This is a genomic window from Flavobacterium davisii (assembly GCF_042182265.1).
In the GTDB taxonomy this organism is placed as follows: Bacteria; Bacteroidota; Bacteroidia; order Flavobacteriales; family Flavobacteriaceae; genus Flavobacterium; species Flavobacterium davisii.
The window spans coordinates 2525347-2544521 of the sequence record NZ_CP097869.1 but is presented as its reverse complement, the minus strand read 5'-3'; the positions used below and the strand labels follow the sequence as shown (position 1 = coordinate 2544521).

The following is a 19175-nucleotide window of genomic DNA, read 5'->3' as shown; positions in this document are numbered from 1 at the left end:
ATTCAATCAAGATTGGGTTACAACTTTATTTCTAAAGTTAAATAATATACACGAGGTTCTGATGGGATAATACCTGGACCTGGGTAACCTGTTGCTCTTTTAGTAAAATATTTGTTATTTGTTAAATTATTAACACTGGCTTCAATTTTAAACCGATTTATTTTGTATGAGGCAGATAAGTCTAACACATTGTAGGAAGGAATTCCTCCAAATATACCTGATAAATCATTCTGATCCGAAACTCTATTAGAAGCATCGGTAAATTGAGATGATACATTAGTATATTGTGTACTAAGTAATATATTTTTATAGCCTAAACTCAACCCTGACTTTAAATTATACAAAGGCACAAATTCAACATGATTATCTTTTATATTAGGAATATCAGACTTTATATATTTTGATTTTGTGATAGATATATTAGTAAATCCATCGAATTTAAAATTTAAATTATCTGGTAAAATTATTTTTAGGAAATTAATATTTACTAATGACTCTAAACCATAAGTAATGCCTGTACCAATATTATCTCTCAAACGCACATCTGGTTTTAATCCTTTTGGATCACGAGCGCTATATTCACCTATCTTATTATCATATAACAAACCAAATCCGTTAATATCATAGTTTAGGATACTTCCTATTTTTCCTCGAATACCAATATCCGAACCATATCCTTTCTCATCTGTTATATCATCTGCCACTACTATACTTGGACTGGCGGTTCTGATATCATTAAAGGTTACAGAACGGTAATTTTGTGTTATATTAGCATATACTTCTAAAGTAGATTGAGGTTTATAACTAAATCCTAGTCCTAATAAGGCAAATTTTCTTTCAAAAACTCTGTCTTCAAATTCTGTTTTATCAAGATTAATGTTTCCTGCTAAATCTCTATTAATTACTCTAAAAAAACCAACAGCTTGTGTTTTTATATATTCATATCTAAAACCAGGAGTAATAGAAAAGTGATCTGTTATTTTGAAAATATTTTCACCAAATAGGGAAACGTTTAAATTAGGATAACTATAAGATGACTGATTTTGATAGTATGGAAATTCTTTATCTGCAATCTTAAAATCAGCCTCTGATGTAGCACTTCCTGGTCCTTGTGTCCCTGTATTTTTAGATTGATAATACTTCGCTCCTATTAAAAACGCGTTACGCTTATTCCATAAGGTGTATTTATTCAAATATCGTGCTTCCGCCCCCCAATTTATAAATTCTCCTATAATTAAATCTCTTTCCGTATTTGGCACATCAGGATTGGATACTCTATTAGAACGATATCCTAATGCTTTCCTATAAGCATCTAATCCAAATAATTGCAATGAAAAATCAGCATCATTATTAAACTTATGCTTTAAGCGCAAAGCAAATAAATTCCAATTAACAGAAAACCAATTACGTGATCTATTACTTTGAAAAGGATTGCTTGCAAACATTCCATTAGTCAAACCTCCAGGTTGTTTAGCTAAATAATTGAAATGTGTATAATCTAAGTGTAAAGAAGTCTTATCAGATAACTTATAATTTAAGTTTACGAAATAATTTTTTGATTCAAAATTTGAATTAGGTCTAAATCCATCACCTTTCTTGTAATTATAAAATGTATAATAACTCCATTTCTCTTTTGTTCCACTTAAACTAGTAAAATTAGCAATTGTATTAAATGAACCTGCTGTAAAACGAGTAATAGCTTCTAGAGGTTTTGTACTAGGTTTTTTTATCTTAAAATTAATCATTCCTCCAAATTGTGTTCCATACTGAAGAGAGGCAGCACCTCTTACTATCTGGATTTCTTCTATTGCTTCTGTTGGAGTAGCATAATAACTTTCTGGATAACCTAAAACATCTGCGCTAATATCATAATCATTCTGACGTGTATTAAAATTAGCTGTCCTATTGGGATCTAAACCGCGACCTCCTATTGACAATTGTAATCCTCCATCAATACTTTCATTCATTGTAATACCTACAACTTGTGAAAAAATCTGACGTGCATTATTTACCGCTTTATTAGCTGTCAAATTATTTAAAACAACTACTTCTGTTTTTTTTCCAGCATATATCGCCGTTTCTTCAACATCTTTTAATGTTCTGATCGCACTTATTTTTTGGCGTTGGCTTACAATTTTTACTTCGGAAAGTTTTCTTAATTGTTCAATTGTAATTATTTGTAATTGAGCGGATGGTGTAATTTTTCTTTCAATAATTTCATAACCTTCTTTATAAAAAACTAGGTTTGTTGATTTTTTATTTTTTATAGTAAAATTCCCGTTGGAATCAGTAAAGTAATTTACACCTAGTTCTTTATCTAAAATTTCAACTTGTGGAACGCCTACTCCATTAAACAGAACTTTACCTATTATGGTATTTTGCGAAAACATTTTTGTAACTACAAATAAAAGTAGTAAAAATTTAAAATCCTTTAATTTCATCTTTAAATGGTAAAATCCATGTTTTATGTTTGAATGATTCTTTTTGTGATCCTAAATCTATAGTAGGGTCTATATAAGGTTGACTTAATCGTCCGTTAAGTGCCACAAAACTTTCTACATATATTTTAGGATTTACAAAGCCATTATCAGTATAATATTTTTTAAGAATATGTGCGTATTCTAATATAAAATCAGGTTGAAATGACATTTGTTTTTCCTGAAATGCTGTTAAAAAATGACGATTATCTACTAATGCTACCTTACCTGTTTGATCTACAATTCTAAATTGTGTATAGCCTGCTTTTTCCATTAGCATTACACGCCAAGAAAAGCGAAAACCTTCTTCTGTCCAAAATAATTCTTGGGGATATAATAAATATCGAAAAGGAAAAACAAACTGAAACAACATAAAAAAACTCAAAAAAATTATTGAAAATTTAGAGGTAATAGCTTTAGAATAAGATGTTGTTTGAAATCTAGAATTTGAAATTCTAAGAATTTCAAATAGTTTTTGTAGTACTTTTTTATGGAAATCAGCTGAAAAATATATCAAAGTACTTATAATCATCACATAAGGAAAAACGCCTATAGGAAATAATATTTTAGTAAATATATGAAATATAACTACTAATATAAACCCAACTATTCTGGTTCTTTTATTTAACAATAAAAAAGGAATGGATAAATCATAAATAGCACCTGCCCAACTCATGATATAATGAACCTCATTTTTAAGTAATAATGGTCCTATAATTGGTAGTCCTGAATTCATAGGAAGCCATGTTTTAAGAGGCTGTGCTTGTAATAACCAATCGGAATTTAACTTTATTAATCCTGCATAAAAATAGACTATTCCTAACATTAATTTTAAGATATCAATATTCCATTGTGAAACGTGTGAACGCAACTTGAATTTATTGAAATAAACATCTAAGGAATAATTACAATTTGCGGGAAGAAAAATAAGAATAAAACTAATTACAGAAATAAAATAATAATGATTTAAATAAGTAGTTTTATCCATTAGCTCTATGTAAGTAAAACTAATAAAAAAGGATATAATAGCTATTTTATAACGATAGCCTAGTGTGATAAATAAAGCTGATAAGCCGCAAATAAAAAACAGTAAATAAGTATAAACACCTATTGGTTTAACCCATTCAAAACCAAAATAAGTAAAATGATATTTTGGAGCTATATACAAAGAGTCTATCCATCCGTAACTCCAAAAACGAATAATACTAAAAAGCATCATACATCCAAACGCTATTCTATAAAAAGCTAGCGTTTCGGAAAATGATGCTTTTTTTAAATAGTTATCAATATTAATCCCCATCTGAGTCAACATAACCTACTGCAATATTAAGCGCTGTTAACATATCTACTTTGAAATAAGACACATTAATTTGCATGGCATCATAAGCTTCTAACATTTTATTGTTATCTGTACTTATTTGATTAACAAAATTATTATCAAGGGCATTATTTTTTATTTGTATTAATGAAAATTGATCATTAATAATGGTACTTAATAATTTATTATTTCTTTGTACATTTAGATGATCCAAATAACTTTTTAATGATGGCCCTGTTTGATTACTAGCAAAATATTTTCCATTAAAAAAATCCGCACTTGCTTTTACCGCTTCATTCAATAAAATTTTAGATATATCTTTTTTAAAATAACCTTCTACTTTATTTGGTTGAACGCCACTCGAAAATTTTCCTGCTGGATACCCTACTTTACCTAATCGAATATGTTTTTCAAAATATTCTATATACGCATTTACTATTAAATTTACAGAACCAGAGCTCGTATTATTTGTATTAGAAATAAATGTATTTTTATAAGTATTCCAATCATTTAGTAATGAATCTGCTGTATTTTTTAAATCTGTAACTAAAGCAGTTAGGTAAGTTGCATATTTTTGTGCCTCTGCGCCTGTATAGAACATTAAAATAGCATTATCTGTATCAGCCAAACCATAAAGCATATAATCAAGGGCGGGATATCCTTGTTTATCAAATTGTGTTAGTGAAGTAAGATTATATCCTTCTGTATTTATATTTTTATTAATTTCAATAACGTTTACAGGATATGTATTCGCATGATTTACAAAATATAAATCTTCTGATTTTCCTATTTTAAACATAGCTACACGTTGATAAGCTTTATAGGAATTAAACCAAGAGGTTCTTACTTTATTTAAATTATCAGTAGTTGGATTTTGTTTAAAAGAATTTGCTTCTTCATACAGTTTATTTACTTCTATTTGATAATTTTTATAGGCCGGAATTATGATATTTTCTGCCCAATTGGTAAGCATTGCCTTTTTATCATAATTGTCTCCTATAGTAACTTGAGGTTCATCAATTTTTTTATCATCTGAACAACTTGTCAATAAAGACAAAAAAAGTACAAAAAATATTTTTCTCATAATTTTCTTTATAAATGCAAATATAACCAAGTACTAATCATAGATTAATACTTGGTTTATTTTATATTATTTATGTTTTATTTTTCTAATCAACTGTTTCTGCTTGAGCTACTGTAAAACCAAATTTATCCGCAATTTGTTTCGCTAAAGTCTCTAAATTATTTTTAGAATAATCAACATCCCAAAAACCATTTTTACCGGCTGTTAAAGTCTTTAAAATAGTATCTACTTCGTTTTTAGAAAGATAAGGATTGTTAGTACCTGGTTTATTTGTATATCTCAAACATTTAATAAAACCATATCCTTCTGATAAAGCATGAAATGTTTTTCCTGCTCCATTAACTAAACTTTTCTTTCCTTCCATTAAGTAATATACTGCACGTACAGCGGCTACTTTTGCTAATTTTTCTTTAATTATAGCAATTTGAGCATCACGAGTAACATAGTCATTATTTACAATAGCTGCTCTACCTTTTCTAAAAGCTAAATTAATATCTGCTTTTAAAGTATTAAAATCTTTATCTGCATTTACTTGATCTATATAACTATCCCAAAATTTAGCATTTTTTCCATCTGCATCACGACCAGCTCCATAAACATAACCATAAGCTTCATCCCAAGCATGTTCCATTTCTGTATAATTCGTACCAGACTTTAGTTTTTTGTTTGTATTATCTTCTTTATTTGTAGCCGCATCTAATTTTTTTGTACTTAAATAATTGTTACAAATTTGATCTATAAAACACGCTCCCATTAAGCCTTTTAAAACTACCTGAACTGGCTCTAATCCATTAGCAGCATAATATCTTTTTTCAAAAATACCTGCAACCCCTTGAGTCGCTGCACCAGTACCAGCACTTCCTAATATTCTTAATTGATTTTCAAAAAATGTTCTTTCTTCAGCTTGCTCTATGCTATTAGATGAAAAATAATCTACAGAAGCGGCTGTTTTATCTTTTAATTGTTTTGTTACGGAAGTATTTAACTCTGCATTTGTAAATGGCGAATTAGTATTAGCATACATGTCTAATAATTTAACATCACTTACAGCAAGACCACCAGCTCCTTGAGTTTTAACATAATCTGCAATTTCCTGAAGCATTAAAATTCTAGATTTTTGACCACTAAAATCGACTGTTGTAGCACCATTACGATCAAAGGTATAAGTAGGGGGTGTAACATACGTTTTATCATTAGCTATTACTTGTTCTTCTTTAGAACAAGAAGAAACTACTAAAGAAACTACTGGTAAAGATGCCAGCAAAAATTTATTGAAATTCATTTTTTAATATTTTATTTAGATCATTTAAAAATAAGTCGATACAAATATAAAGACTGATTCTAAACAAAACAAAGTTTATTTAGATTATTTTTAAATAAAACAATAGCATAAAAATTAATGATAATGATTAAAAATCTTTAATGCCTCATTATAAGCACTTTCAAAACTCATTGCACTTAAATCATGATTTGCTTTTTGAGCAGTAAAATAAGATATCATCTTTTCTGTAGGCATATTTCCTGTAAGTTTATCTGTTGCCATGGGACATCCTCCATGTCCTTTTATAGCGCCATCAAAACGTCTACAACCCGCTTTATAAGCACTGTCTATTTTTTCAAACCATTTATCAGGAGTTGTATGCAAATGAGCTCCAAATTCAATATTAGGATATTTTGGAATAAGATTTGAAAATAAATAGTTTATAACATCTGGAGTAGAAGAACCGATAGTATCAGATAAAGATAAAATCTTAACTCCCATAGAGGCTAATCTTTCCGTCCACTCTCCTACTATTTCTACATTCCAAGGATCTCCATAGGGATTTCCAAAACCCATAGATATATAGGTAACAAGTTCTTTATCTGATTGTTCTGCTATATCCATTATTTCTTGTAATGTTACCAATGCCTCTGCTATCGTTTTATGCGTATTACGCATCTGAAAATTTTCGGAAATAGAAAAAGGGAAACCCAAATAGTTTATTTCTTTATACTGTACTGCATTTTTTGCTCCTTGTGTATTAGCAACTATAGCTAATAATTTACTTTTGGTATTAGACAAATCTAACTGAGCTAATACTTCAGCAGTATCCTGCATTTGAGGTATTGCTTTTGCTGAAACAAAACTTCCAAAATCAATCGTGTCAAAACCAACACGTAATAAGGATTGTATATACTGTACTTTTTTATCGGTTGGTATAAAATCTTTTATGCCTTGCATAGCATCACGGGGACATTCGATTAACTTAATTTTTTCAGCATTCATCATAAGAGTCTTTATCTAAAATTAGGTTTGTTCTAAAATTTTTTTATTGATTGCTTTAATTAGCGCAGGTCCTTCATATATAAATCCCGTATATAACTGTACTAAACTAGCTCCTGCATTTAATTTATCAATAGCATCCTGTGCGCTATGAATACCTCCTACTCCAATAATAGGAAACGCATGGTTACTATTTTCAGACAAAAAACGAATTACTTCTGTTGATCGCTCTTTTAAGGGTTTACCTGAGAGACCGCCTACTTCATTTTTATTAACTGATTGTAATCCTTCTCTAGAAATTGTAGTATTGGTTGCTATAACTCCTGCAATTTTTGAATCTTTAACGATATCAATAATGTCTAGCAATTGATTGTTTGTTAAATCGGGAGCAATTTTTAATAAAATAGGTTTTACTTCACCTTGCATCTCCTCTACTCCTACATATTTTTTAAAATTGAGTTCTTGAAGTGATCGCAGAAGATTTGTTAATGGTTCTTTATCTTGTAATTCTCGTAAACCGGGTGTATTAGGAGAACTTACATTAACAACAAAATAATCAACATAATCATATAAGGCTTCAAAACATATTGTATAATCATCCACTGCATTTTCATTAGGCGTTACTTTGTTTTTACCTATATTCCCACCTATAAGTACGCCTTTATTTTTTTTCAAACGTTGAATAGCCTCTTCTATTCCTCCATTATTAAATCCCATTCTATTGATGATAGCGGAATCTTCTAACAATCTAAATAATCTTTTCTTAGGATTCCCTTCTTGCGCTTTAGGTGTAAGAGTTCCTATTTCAATAAAACCAAAACCAAAATCGGATAATTCATTAAATAATTTAGCATCTTTGTCAAAACCTGCCGCAAGTCCTACGGGGTTCTTAAATTTTAATCCAAAAACTTCTCTTTCTAAACGTTTATCTTCTATTTTAAAATTATTTTTTATAATAAACGAAACCCCTGGTATTTTATTCAGTAAACGAATAGTTGCAAAGGTAAAATGATGTACTTCTTCAGGATCGAATTTAAAAAGTAACGGACGAATAAGTTGTTTATACATATAATTTGTTGTGTTGTTGTGCAAAAATAACAATTCAACAGCAAAATTTAAAATTGGTTTGTATTTTTGCTCTTAATAATTTCTTAATTTTATTATGAACATCAAATTAATAACCATTGGTAAAACGGATAATAAAAATTTACAAATACTAATTGATGATTATATCAAACGTTTGTCTTTTTATATAAAATTTGATTTGGAAATTATACCGGATATAAAAAATGTTAAAAATTTATCCGAATCACAGCAAAAAGAAAAAGAAGGCGAACTAATTTTAGCAAAATTAACATCGAGTGACCATTTGATTCTTTTAGATGAAAATGGCAAATCATTTTCTAGTATAGGTTTTTCAGAAGAACTTCAAAAAAAGATGAACTCTGGAATCAAGACTTTAGTTTTTGTAATTGGTGGTCCCTATGGTTTTAGTGATACTCTTTATAAAAAAGCAAATGGTAAATTAGCACTTTCTCCTATGACATTTTCTCATCAAATGGTTCGTCTATTTTTCATAGAACAAATTTATAGAGGTTTTACTATTTTACGAAACGAACCTTATCATCATCAATAATGTTATCCATTTTAGTTCCTACATATAACTATAATATTTTTCCTTTAGTACAAGAAATCCATAAACAATGTAGTAAAGAAAATATTATTTTTGAGATACTTTGTCAAGATGATTTTTCTAATTCAAATTTAAATATAAAAAATGAAGCCATAAATAAACTTACAAATGCTTCGTTTACTATTTCAAGCAAAAGATTAGGAAGAGGTCAAAATTTAAATACCCTTGCTTTTGCTGCACGATATAAATATCTTCTAATTCTTGAAGCAGACTCTTTTCCTTTTAATAATAACTATATTAAAATCTTTTTAGAAAATCTAGACGATTCCGTTGATGTTCTTTTTGGAGGTGTTAAATATCCTTTACACCCTAAAACCAATGATCAAATTTTGCGTTGGAAATACGGAAATGAAAGAGAAATCAAATCCATTTCACATAGATTAAAAAAACCTTACGATTTTACTTTTAGTTGGAACTTAATTATAAAGAGAGAAATTTTTAAAACTATTTCTTTTCATAAACAAATAAAAAATTATGGCTATGAAGATTTAATTTTTATAAAAAATCTAGAAAAACAGCATATTTTTATTCATCATATAGATAATCCTCTAACTCATTTAAATGAAGAAAATTCTCTTCTATTTTTAGAAAAAAGCAAAAAAGCAAGTATTAACGCTTATTATGCAACTCAAAACTCATTTGTAAACAAAAAAGATATTCATTTAACAAAAGTATTTTATATCATAAAAAAATATAAACTGAATTTTTTTCTTGCTTTATTTTTTGATTTTTTAGAACCTACTATGAAACAAAATTTAGTTTCCAAAAGGCCTTTTCTTTTTTTATTAGACTTATATAAATTAGGTTATTTATGCAAAAAAATAAACTAACATTTTCTGTAATCATACCTCTTTATAATAAAGAAAATTATATATATAACACTCTAACAAGTGTAATTGATCAAAGTTATTCGAATTTTGAAATCATCATTGTAAATGATGGAAGTACAGATAAAAGCTTGGAAATTATACAAAATATTAATGATTCTAGAATACGAATTTTTAATCAACAAAATAAGGGTGTTTCTAGTGCCCGGAATTTAGGTATAAAAAATGCAAAGGGCACATTAATAGCTTTTTTAGACGCTGATGATCTTTGGAAAAAAAATCATTTAGAAGAATTATATCAACTTTATACATTACATCCTAATTGTGGTATGTATTGTAGTCGATATTTCATGAAAATTTCAAAGCATAAAATTATTCCTATTAGTTACTCTTATGAAATTAGCGATGATTACAAAGGTGTTTTGAAAGATTATTTTAAAACAAGTCTTGTATACAGAGTTGGACTCCCATCTGCCGTAGTAATTCCTAACTATTTATTCCAATTAGGTTTTGCTTTTAACATTGATGTAAGTAGTGGTCAGGATTTAGAATTATTTACACAAATAGCCATTTCCTACCCGATAGCTATCACGAGTTCTTACACGACGGAATACAATTTTATAATTGATAATCAACTATCTAAAACGCCTATAACTCAAAAAAAATTATGTCACTTAGACCAATTTAACACAGCAGAAAAAGATAATAATTCTTTAAAGCAATTCTTAGATATCTATAGAAAAGAATATTCTTTACATTTTAAAATGGCAAAAGATTATAATCAGGCTAAAAATTATTACAACAAAATCTCTTCCTGTAATATTAGTTGGAGATTTAGAATATTATTTCACCTACCTAGAATTATATTACTAAGCTTATTATTTTCTAAACGTTTTTTAAGAAATAAAGGTTTTGATTTTAGTATTTACAATTAGATGTATATTTTATAAAACTATCGTAATTTCTAATGTAATCATCTTCATCAAATTCACCAGAAGAGATTACTAAACATACGGCACCTGATGAAAAGTTATCTAGTTCTCGCCACATCTTAGTAGGAATAAGCAATCCTTTATCTGGTTTATTTAAAGTTATTCTTTCTTTATTACTTCCATCATCAATTAAGACATCAAAACTCCCTGAAATAGAAATTAAAAACTCTAATTGTTCTTTATGAGCATGACCTCCTCTTGATGCACTGCTGGGTACATCAAATAAATAATAAACTCGTTTTATAGGAAAAGGTAAAGTATTACCTTCAATAATACCAAGATTTCCACGCATGTCCTCTACTTTGGGTATTGAAATAATTCTTGTTTTCATTTATCTTAATTTACTAAACAAAAATACATTTAATTTATAAAATATAAATTTAGCCCTATTGGATTTAAATAATAATAATTTATAAGTTTGTTTAAAATTTTATAAATGGAGATAGAAAAGAAAGATATTGAAATATTAGTTTCTACAATGAATAGAAATTCTTTAAATTTTCTATATCAAATGTTTGCTGATTTTAGCAATATTGGCTTTAATATCTTGATTATAAATCAAACCACAACAAAAAATATTCTACACAGCAATCATCCAAATATACGAGTAATTAACACTTATACTATTGGCTTATCTATAAGTAGAAACATAGCATTACAAAATGCTTACGGAACTATTCTTGTAATTGCTGACGATGATATCGTTTTTGAGAAAGATTTTGAAAAAATACTTTTAAAGAATTATAATAATTTTCCTAATACACATGTCATTTGTTTTCAAGCAAAAAAAGATGATAAAACTTTATTAAAAAAATATCCTTCTCAAAAAAAAGAAAATATTAAGGCTATAGATATACTCAATGTAGCCAATATAGAAATAACTATTAACAGACAAAATATTAATCCTTCATATCTCAAATATAATGATTGGTTTGGATTAAATGCTATGTTTGGACTCGGAGAAGAACCTGTTTTTTTATCCAATTTAAAGAAAAAGGGGTATCGCATTGATTTTATTCCTGAAACCATCGTAACGCATCCCAATTTAACGACTACTGATAAAATTCATTTTAGTGAAAAATATTTTGCTTATGGTGCCGTATATGCCCATATTTTTAAAAATAGATATATTTTTTGGCTTTTATTAAAACTTTTTTTTGATTTAAAACAAGGTATCTTAAAATTTTATCATATTAAAAAAGCTTTTTTTATGGGATTAAAAGGCAAAACAAAATATTTAGAATTATCAAAATTAAATTCCCTTTAATTAATGGAAGAAAAGAATCCTCTTGTCACTATTATTTGCTTATGTTATAATCATGCTTCTTTTGTAAGTAAAGCCTTAGATTCTGTCATTCATCAATCTTATAAAAATATTGAATTACTAATTGCAGATGATGCCAGTCAGGATGATTCAGTAGAAGTAATTAAAAAATGGATAACCAAATATCCACAGGTATTTTTTATAGCTAACAAAACTAACTTAGGAAATACAAAAACCTTTAATAATCTCTTTAAACAAGCAAAAGGAAAATACATTATTGATTTAGCAGCTGATGATGTTTTAACCTTAGATTGTGTAAAAAAACAAGTCGAAACTTTTTCAAATACAACTTATAAGAATTTGGCATTAGTTTATGGAAATTTAGAAATTATTGACGAAAAGGACAATCATTTGGGCTATTATTATCCTGTAAATACTTATAAAAAAGTAATTAAACAACCTCCTTCAGGATTTATATATATTTCTCTTTTAGCTGGAGAGGAAAAAATGTGTTCTGTTTCATCTATGATAAAATCAGATATACTAAAATCATTAGGAGGTTACGATGAGTCATTAGCTTATGAAGATTTTGATATATGGATAAGAGCTTCTAAAAAATTTGACTTTGAATTTATTGATGAAATTCTGGTACAAAAAAGAGAATTAAATAATTCTATGTACCAATATTTTTTCAAAAAACACAATACTTTTTCTAAACGTTTAAACAATTCCACCTATAAGATTTTAATTAAAGCTTTTAAACAAAATACAACAAAAAAAGAAAATACAGCTATGTTAAAAAGAGTTCATTATGAAATAGTTTTAAATTTCAAAAATGGCAATTATTTTCTTTGTTTTCAACTACTTATTTTAAAGCTAAAAATTCATTTAAAATTTTTACCTCAAATTAGGCATTAAACTCTAACGAAATGAATTGGTGAAGTCAATCTATTCGCCTAATCTGATTTAAAAAATATTATCTAAAGTTGATTAAATCCAATTCAGAACTTCTAGCTTTTTTATCTTATCAAATGAGGTACAAAACGAGAGGTATTATCGGTTATTAAAGATCTCGATTCTCTTATCCCAATACCTGCTGGTTCTTGTCCTATAATCCAACTGCCTATTAAAGGATAATTATCATAAAAATCAGGTAGCTCTGCCAATTCTTGATATATAAAGCCTTCTTCTCCATATTCTCCTTGTGTACTCGTTAACAAAATCCCGTTTTTAATTAATTTTACATTTGCGCCTTCTCTTGATAAAATAGGTTTTTCGCACCAAGAAGTTAATTCTTTAGGTGAATCAAAATAACTAGCTAACAAATATTCATGATTGGGATATAGTTCCCATAAGATAGGTAATAATGCTTTATTAGACAATAGCATTTTCCAGCTGGGTTCTATCCAAAATGTTTTATTTTTATCTATTATTATATTTTTTCCAAATTCTTCATTAACCATCCATTCATAAGGATATAACTTAAAAATAGAAGCAATACTACTATCTTTATCATCAACAAAAATTTGATTATAGCTATCCCATCCCAACTGATCTATAGATGTATAATGCGTGTCTAGCCCTGCTTGCATCGCACAATCTTGTAAATAACGTACCGTTGTTATGTCTTCTAAAGAATCAGGTACGCTGGTAAAATGCAATTTAGAGCCTTTTAAATAAGGTTTTACATAGTCCCAATAAGCAATTAGTTTTTCATGAATAGAGTTAAATTGATCACAATACGGATAACATTCTTGTAACCAAAACCACTGTACAATACTAGCTTCAAATAAAGATGTAGGTGTATCGGCATTAAACTCCAACATTTTTAATTTACCATTTTTATAACAAAAATCAAAACGTCCGTAAATGGAAGGATCTTCATTTTCCCAAGTTCTTTTTATATGTGGTATAAACCAACTAGGAATATGAAATTTATGAAATAAATTACGTTCAATTACGTATTCTACAACGTGTAAACACATTTCCCATAATTGAGCTGTAGCACTTTCAATTCTGGTAATTTCATCTATAGAAAATTCATAAAATACAGATTCATCCCAATATTTTTCTCCTATAGAATGAAAATTAAAACCCAATTTTTCTACCTTTATTTTCCAATCAGTTCTTGGAGAAATTGCTATTCTATTCATTTTAATTCGCTCTGTTTTTAATTCTTGCAATTCTTTAATTCGTTATAATAAAATATCGTAACACAGAATTTAAGTGGTTATATGTAAACTTAAAATTTGAATAAATATAATTTTAAGATGATACGTGAAAACTAGAATGTCCAAAACCTCCTCTGCTTACACTACCTTTACTACTATTATGTCCTACATTTGAGCTATAATGTATGCCATCTGAATAATAACCAGTTCGTCTTGAATATTTACCTGAGCCTCCTGATAAACTATAAGCTCTAAAAGCATGATAGGAATGTTGAGGCTGTTCGCTTTTAGTATAAACTGCTGTAGTATCTGAACGTAAATAAACTTTTCTTCCAGTTCCTCCTCCTTCCCATTCTTCCTCTTTTTTACCACAGGCAGCTGTAATAGTTGCCACCAATACTAAATTAATAATACTCGACTTTTTCATTTATTTTGCTGTAAAATATATTTCATACTCTTTTTTTCCCTTTACAATTTTACCTTCTTCATCCTCTTCCTCATATTCTCCTAATGCTGGTACTGTATCTTTATAAACGATTTCTTTACTCAAATTTCCTTTTGACCAAACTTTGTGCTTAGTAATAACGAGATCTCTTTCGCTATCAATATGTTCAATAGTCATTTCTGTTTCAACAGATCCTTCTTTATCTACTTCTGTTACTACGTCTTCTTTATAATCATAACAATTAGACATAAGAAAACTTAATGCCAATAAAGCAATTACTTTTTTATACATTTTTAATATTAATTTTATTATATTCTTATAGTATGCCCTATTAGGCGTACTTTTTTTGTTACAGTAAAAGATTCCTAAGAAAGAAAGAAATAATTAGTCATTATTCATTAAGCTATTTAGAAAAAAAATGAATCTAAAAAAACCGTCTCAAATTTAGTATTGAAACGGCTTATTTTAAAAGCTTACTATAGCTAATATTTTTTTTATTTTCTTTTCTTTTCTTCTTGTTGTTTTTGAGCTTGTTCCATCGCTTCTTGTAATTTTTGTTGGAACTTACCTGGTTTTTTAGGTTCTTTTTGTTTATTTTCTTGTATTTGTGCATGAATTTTTGCATCATCTACTAAGAATTTTTTAATATAAAACATTAGACCTAAAGTCATTAAGTTTGAAAATAAGTTATACAAACTTAAACCTGAACCGTAATTATTAAAAAATATCAACATCATAATAGGTGAAATCCAAATCATCATCTTCATGATTCCTGCCATATCAGGCATCCCTTCTTGTGGTGGTGCTGACATAGCTTGATCTCCTGTTGTATATTTCATATAAAAGAAAATAGCAATGGCCGCTAAAATTGGAAATAAACTAATATGATCTCCATACAAAGGAACGTTAAATGGTAACTTAGCTATTAAATCATACGATGATAAATCTTTAGCCCATAAAAACCCTTGTTGCCTTAATTGAATAGCAGATGGAAAAAACTGGAAAGAAGCGTACATGAAAGGCAATTGAATTAAAGCGGGTATACATCCTGCCATAGGGTTTACACCTGCTTTATTATACAGTTTCATGGTTTCCTGCTGCTTTTTCATTGGATCTTTAGAAAACTTCTCATTTATCTCATTCATTTCTGGTCGCAATACTTTCATTTTGGCTTGTGACAAGAATGATTTATAAGTAAAAGGAGACATTGTTAATTTAATCAAAACTGTAAATAGGATAATAGCAATACCGTAAGGTAAGAAAGTACTCATTAACCCAAACAATGGTACAAATATAAATTTGTTAATCCATCCAAAAATCCCCCAACCTAATGGTATAATTTCATCTAAATTACGATCATAAGCATTTAAAATTTTATAATCTGAAGGACCATAATACCAGTTCATTTTATAATCTAACTCTCCATTTGTATAAGCTAGTGGTAACACCGCTCCAAACTTTTTAGTAAAAGTAGTGTCTACCGCAGCATCTTTTACTAAATTTTGGGTTGATAATTTAGCTGTTTTAATAGGTGTTCTAGTTAATAATATAGAAGAGAAAAAATGTTGCTTAAAAGCCACATAGGTTAAATCTGAAATACTTTCTTCTTCATCCGATTGATTTAAATAATTATCTTTTCCTGATTCGTATTCATACACTACTTCTGTATAACGATTCTCGTAACTTACGCTTTTTTCATTACGATAAGTTTTCAAATCCCAAATTAAGTTAGCAGGAGTTGAGGTATTAAATACAGTCGCTAAACCTTGTGAATGTACATCAAAATCTAACATATAATCGTTAGGTTTTAAAACATACTTATACTCTAAATAAGCATCTTGAGATGTTTTCAAACGCATTGATAGTACTTGATTAGCCCCTACTTTCGTTAAAATAGGCTCAAAAAACAAGTCTTTTGTATTCAAATTCTTACCTTCTTTTGTTTGAAAAGTTAAGTTAAGTTGTGCGTTATTATTTTTTATTAACTGCACTAATGGCCCCTTTTCATCTATCGATTTGAAATTTTTTAAAGTAGCATCTACAATATATCCTCCTTTGTTAGCAATTTTTAAACTTACTAATTCATTTTCTAAGGTTGTATAGGCTTCTTTTGCTGAAGGCAAGGTTGCTGAATAAGCAAAGCTTCCCAATGTCGCTTTTAAAGCTGCTGTAACTTTAGTAGAGTCAACTCCTACAGCAATTAAATCTGTTGTTTTAGCTAATTTTTGTTTTGTTTTTACTATTTTTTCTTTTTTAGCTTTTTCAGCATCAATTTCCGCTTGTGTGGGTTGATTTTTGTACATTATCCACATCATAATACCGAAAATTAACGTAAATCCGATAATCGAATTAAGGTCTAACTTTTTTTCTTCCATTTCCTTTTTAGTTCAGCGTTTAAAATTCGGAAAGTTGAATATTTTAAATACATTCAACATTTTACTTTAAACTAATTAATTTTATTTTTTACGGCAGCTTCCACAAACTTAACAAAAATAGGATGTGGATTAGCTACTGTACTTTTATATTCTGGGTGATATTGTACTCCTATAAAGAAGGGATGATTTTCTAATTCAACTACTTCTACTAACCCCGTATCTGGATTTACTCCAGAAGCTTTCAAACCTGCATTTTCCATTACTTCCAGATAATCTCCATTAAATTCATATCTATGACGATGGCGCTCTAGAATATCTGTTACTCCATAAATAGATTTTGCTAAAGACCCTTCTTTTAACTGGCATTTCCATGCTCCTAAGCGCATCGTTCCTCCTTTATCTGTTATACTCTTTTGTTCTTCCATTAAGTTTATAACAGGTGCCGAAGTCCCCTTATTCATTTCTGTAGAATTGGCATCTTTTAATCCTAATACATTACGACCGTATTCTATAACAGCCATTTGCATTCCTAAACAAATTCCGAAAAAAGGAATTTTATTTTCACGTGCATATCGAACTGTTTCTATTTTTCCTTCTATACCTCGTTCACCAAATCCTGGTGCTACTAGTATGCCATCTAAACCTTTTAGTTGAGTACCTACCGATTTAGCATCTAAATATTCTGAATGAATAGAAATAACATTTATTTTCGTTTCATTTTTTGCTCCTGCATGAATAAAAGCCTCCAAAATTGATTTGTATGAATCTTGTAATTCTACATATTTCCCTACTAAACCAATGTTTACTTCATATTTTGGATTTTTTAAACGATGCAAAAATTCATTCCATTGTTTTAAATCGGGAGTATTTTTTTCTGGTAAACTTAATTTTTTTAGTGCTACACGATCTAAACCTTCTTCTAACATAAGATTCGGTACATCATAAATAGTAGAGGCATCTATTGACTGTATTACAGCTTCTTTTTTCACATTACAGAATAAAGCCAATTTTTGTCTCATATCAGAAGTTAACTCATGTTCTGTTCTACAAACCAAAATGTCTGCTTTTATTCCACTCTCCATTAATGTTTTTACAGAATGCTGAGTCGGTTTTGTTTTTAGCTCACCCGCAGCAGATAAAAATGGCACTAAAGTCAAGTGCACTACAATTCCGTTATCATCTCCTAATTCCCATAATAACTGGCGAACTGACTCAATATAAGGTAAAGATTCAATATCGCCCACTGTGCCTCCTATTTCGGTAATAACAATATCGTATTCGCCACTTTTACCAAGCAACTGCATACGTTCTTTAATTTCGTTTGTAATATGAGGTACGACCTGTACTGTTTTCCCTAAAAATTCACCTCTTCTTTCTTTTTCAATTACTGAAAGATAAACTCTTCCTGTGGTCACATTATTAGCTTGAGATGTGGGTACATTTAAGAAACGCTCATAATGACCTAAATCTAAATCTGTTTCAGCTCCATCATCAGTTACATAACATTCACCGTGTTCATACGGATTTAATGTCCCTGGATCCACATTAATATAAGGATCAAATTTTTGAATAGTGGTTCTATACCCTCTTGCTTGCAATAATTTTGCTAATGAAGCTGCAATAATTCCTTTACCTAAAGAAGAAGTTACCCCTCCTGTAACAAAAATATACTTTGTTTGATTCATTGTGTTGTGTTGTTGTATTGTTGTTTAAAACCGCGCAAAAATACAATTATTTAGTATGAAATTCCAATTTAGCAATCACAAAAAAAATAAATTTCAATTGTGTTCAAAAGCAAATTCGTTTAGACTCCTAAAATCAGGTACTTATTTTTTAGGGAAATTTCGCTGAATATTACGAACCAACTCTTCGAGCCCATTCAGTTTCAGTTCATATATTAAATCAAGCTGTTGCCCTAACAATCCATTAGGGAAACCTTTTTGCTTATACCATACTATGTAATGTTCTGGTAAATCAATCAGATAACGCCCTTCATATTTCCCAAAAGGCATTTTAGTATGGGCTAATTTTATAAGATGTTCTTGGTTCATTAAATTTCAAATTCTTCAATCAAAACCTATCATTTACAACTAAAGAATATTAAAAATCTTATTGTTATGTTATTGTTAATCTTCTAATCGAAATAAAAAACAAGGTTGATTTATAACTATTCTTGTTTTTATCTTTTGTTAACAATAACCCCCAATTTTTAAAAATCTGGGGGGTTACTCTTAACCCTTTTTATTGCATATCTTTTTTTACTGAA

The 19175-nt window shown here is 28.7% G+C and carries 18 protein-coding genes; 5 read left to right on the top strand and 13 right to left on the bottom strand.

All coding sequences use genetic code 11. The annotated features are described in order from the left end of the window. Positions 1–17: 17 nt before the first annotated feature. From NAB20_RS10780 to NAB20_RS10755, 6 genes are all read right to left on the bottom strand, one after another. A complete protein-coding gene (locus NAB20_RS10780) occupies positions 18–2441 on the bottom strand; it encodes a TonB-dependent receptor domain-containing protein (protein WP_105197118.1) in 2424 nt (807 codons plus the stop codon). After that, a complete protein-coding gene (locus NAB20_RS10775; protein ID WP_105197119.1) occupies positions 2422–3777 on the bottom strand; it encodes an HTTM domain-containing protein in 1356 nt (451 codons plus the stop codon). The genes NAB20_RS10780 and NAB20_RS10775 overlap by 20 nt, the downstream gene beginning before the upstream one ends. Beyond that, entirely contained in the window at positions 3767–4879 is a 1113-nt protein-coding gene (locus tag NAB20_RS10770; protein WP_375605120.1) for an imelysin family protein, read from the bottom strand. Before NAB20_RS10770 ends, NAB20_RS10775 begins: the two co-directional genes overlap by 11 nt. An 85-nt stretch (positions 4880–4964) precedes the next feature. After that, positions 4965–6161, bottom strand: a complete 1197-nt coding sequence (locus tag NAB20_RS10765; protein ID WP_375605119.1) for a DUF4856 domain-containing protein — start codon at positions 6159–6161, stop codon at positions 4965–4967. A gap of 114 nt (positions 6162–6275) precedes the next feature. Further along, positions 6276–7145 (bottom strand): hydroxymethylglutaryl-CoA lyase, encoded by an 870-nt coding sequence (locus NAB20_RS10760; RefSeq protein ID WP_088390927.1) that lies wholly within the window; start codon positions 7143–7145, stop codon positions 6276–6278. A gap of 21 nt (positions 7146–7166) precedes the next feature. Then, complete coding sequence (locus NAB20_RS10755) at positions 7167–8210, bottom strand: quinone-dependent dihydroorotate dehydrogenase (RefSeq protein ID WP_375605118.1); 1044 nt, start codon at positions 8208–8210, stop codon at positions 7167–7169. A 94-nt stretch (positions 8211–8304) separates the two neighbouring features. Here NAB20_RS10755 and rlmH point away from each other — a divergent pair, with 94 nt between their 5' ends. From rlmH to NAB20_RS10740, 3 genes are read left to right on the top strand one after another with little or no spacing between them, the layout of a single operon-like run. Next, positions 8305–8778 (top strand): 23S rRNA (pseudouridine(1915)-N(3))-methyltransferase RlmH, encoded by a 474-nt coding sequence (gene rlmH, locus NAB20_RS10750; RefSeq protein WP_375605117.1) that lies wholly within the window; start codon positions 8305–8307, stop codon positions 8776–8778. Continuing rightward, positions 8778–9665, top strand: coding sequence for a glycosyltransferase (locus NAB20_RS10745; protein ID WP_127823100.1), 888 nt, complete (start codon positions 8778–8780; stop codon positions 9663–9665). Before rlmH ends, NAB20_RS10745 begins: the two co-directional genes overlap by 1 nt. Then, positions 9647–10597 (top strand): glycosyltransferase family 2 protein, encoded by a 951-nt coding sequence (locus NAB20_RS10740; protein ID WP_127823101.1) that lies wholly within the window; start codon positions 9647–9649, stop codon positions 10595–10597. The genes NAB20_RS10745 and NAB20_RS10740 overlap by 19 nt, the downstream gene beginning before the upstream one ends. Here NAB20_RS10740 and NAB20_RS10735 read toward each other — a convergent pair. Next, on the bottom strand, positions 10581–10985 hold the full coding sequence (locus NAB20_RS10735; protein ID WP_105196970.1) for an FdtA/QdtA family cupin domain-containing protein: 405 nt from the start codon (positions 10983–10985) through the stop codon (positions 10581–10583). The genes NAB20_RS10740 and NAB20_RS10735 overlap by 17 nt on opposite strands. Before the next feature lie 105 nt (positions 10986–11090). Here NAB20_RS10735 and NAB20_RS10730 point away from each other — a divergent pair, with 105 nt between their 5' ends. Continuing rightward, on the top strand, positions 11091–11921 hold the full coding sequence (locus NAB20_RS10730; protein WP_375605116.1) for a glycosyltransferase family A protein: 831 nt from the start codon (positions 11091–11093) through the stop codon (positions 11919–11921). Positions 11922–11924: 3 nt separating this feature from the next. Beyond that, the gene (locus tag NAB20_RS10725; protein ID WP_088390907.1) at positions 11925–12836 is read left to right on the top strand and encodes a glycosyltransferase; all 912 of its coding nucleotides are present in this window, start codon (positions 11925–11927) and stop codon (positions 12834–12836) included. 101 nt (positions 12837–12937) lie between these two features. Here NAB20_RS10725 and NAB20_RS10720 read toward each other — a convergent pair whose 3' ends face one another. The 6 genes from NAB20_RS10720 to NAB20_RS10695 form a co-directional block, all read right to left on the bottom strand. After that, on the bottom strand, positions 12938–14071 hold the full coding sequence (locus NAB20_RS10720) for a glutathionylspermidine synthase family protein (protein WP_105196977.1): 1134 nt from the start codon (positions 14069–14071) through the stop codon (positions 12938–12940). 112 nt (positions 14072–14183) lie between these two features. Next, a complete protein-coding gene (locus tag NAB20_RS10715) occupies positions 14184–14516 on the bottom strand; it encodes a hypothetical protein (RefSeq protein WP_105196971.1) in 333 nt (110 codons plus the stop codon). Next, complete coding sequence (locus NAB20_RS10710; protein WP_123901236.1) at positions 14517–14825, bottom strand: hypothetical protein; 309 nt, start codon at positions 14823–14825, stop codon at positions 14517–14519. Positions 14826–15028: 203 nt separating this feature from the next. Beyond that, on the bottom strand, positions 15029–16909 hold the full coding sequence (gene yidC / locus NAB20_RS10705) for a membrane protein insertase YidC (protein ID WP_105196972.1): 1881 nt from the start codon (positions 16907–16909) through the stop codon (positions 15029–15031). A 71-nt stretch (positions 16910–16980) separates the two neighbouring features. Further along, the gene (locus NAB20_RS10700; protein WP_088390915.1) at positions 16981–18594 is read right to left on the bottom strand and encodes a CTP synthase; all 1614 of its coding nucleotides are present in this window, start codon (positions 18592–18594) and stop codon (positions 16981–16983) included. 141 nt (positions 18595–18735) lie between these two features. After that, positions 18736–18960 (bottom strand): DUF3820 family protein, encoded by a 225-nt coding sequence (locus NAB20_RS10695; RefSeq protein ID WP_088390917.1) that lies wholly within the window; start codon positions 18958–18960, stop codon positions 18736–18738. Between the last annotated feature and the right edge of the window lie 215 nt (positions 18961–19175).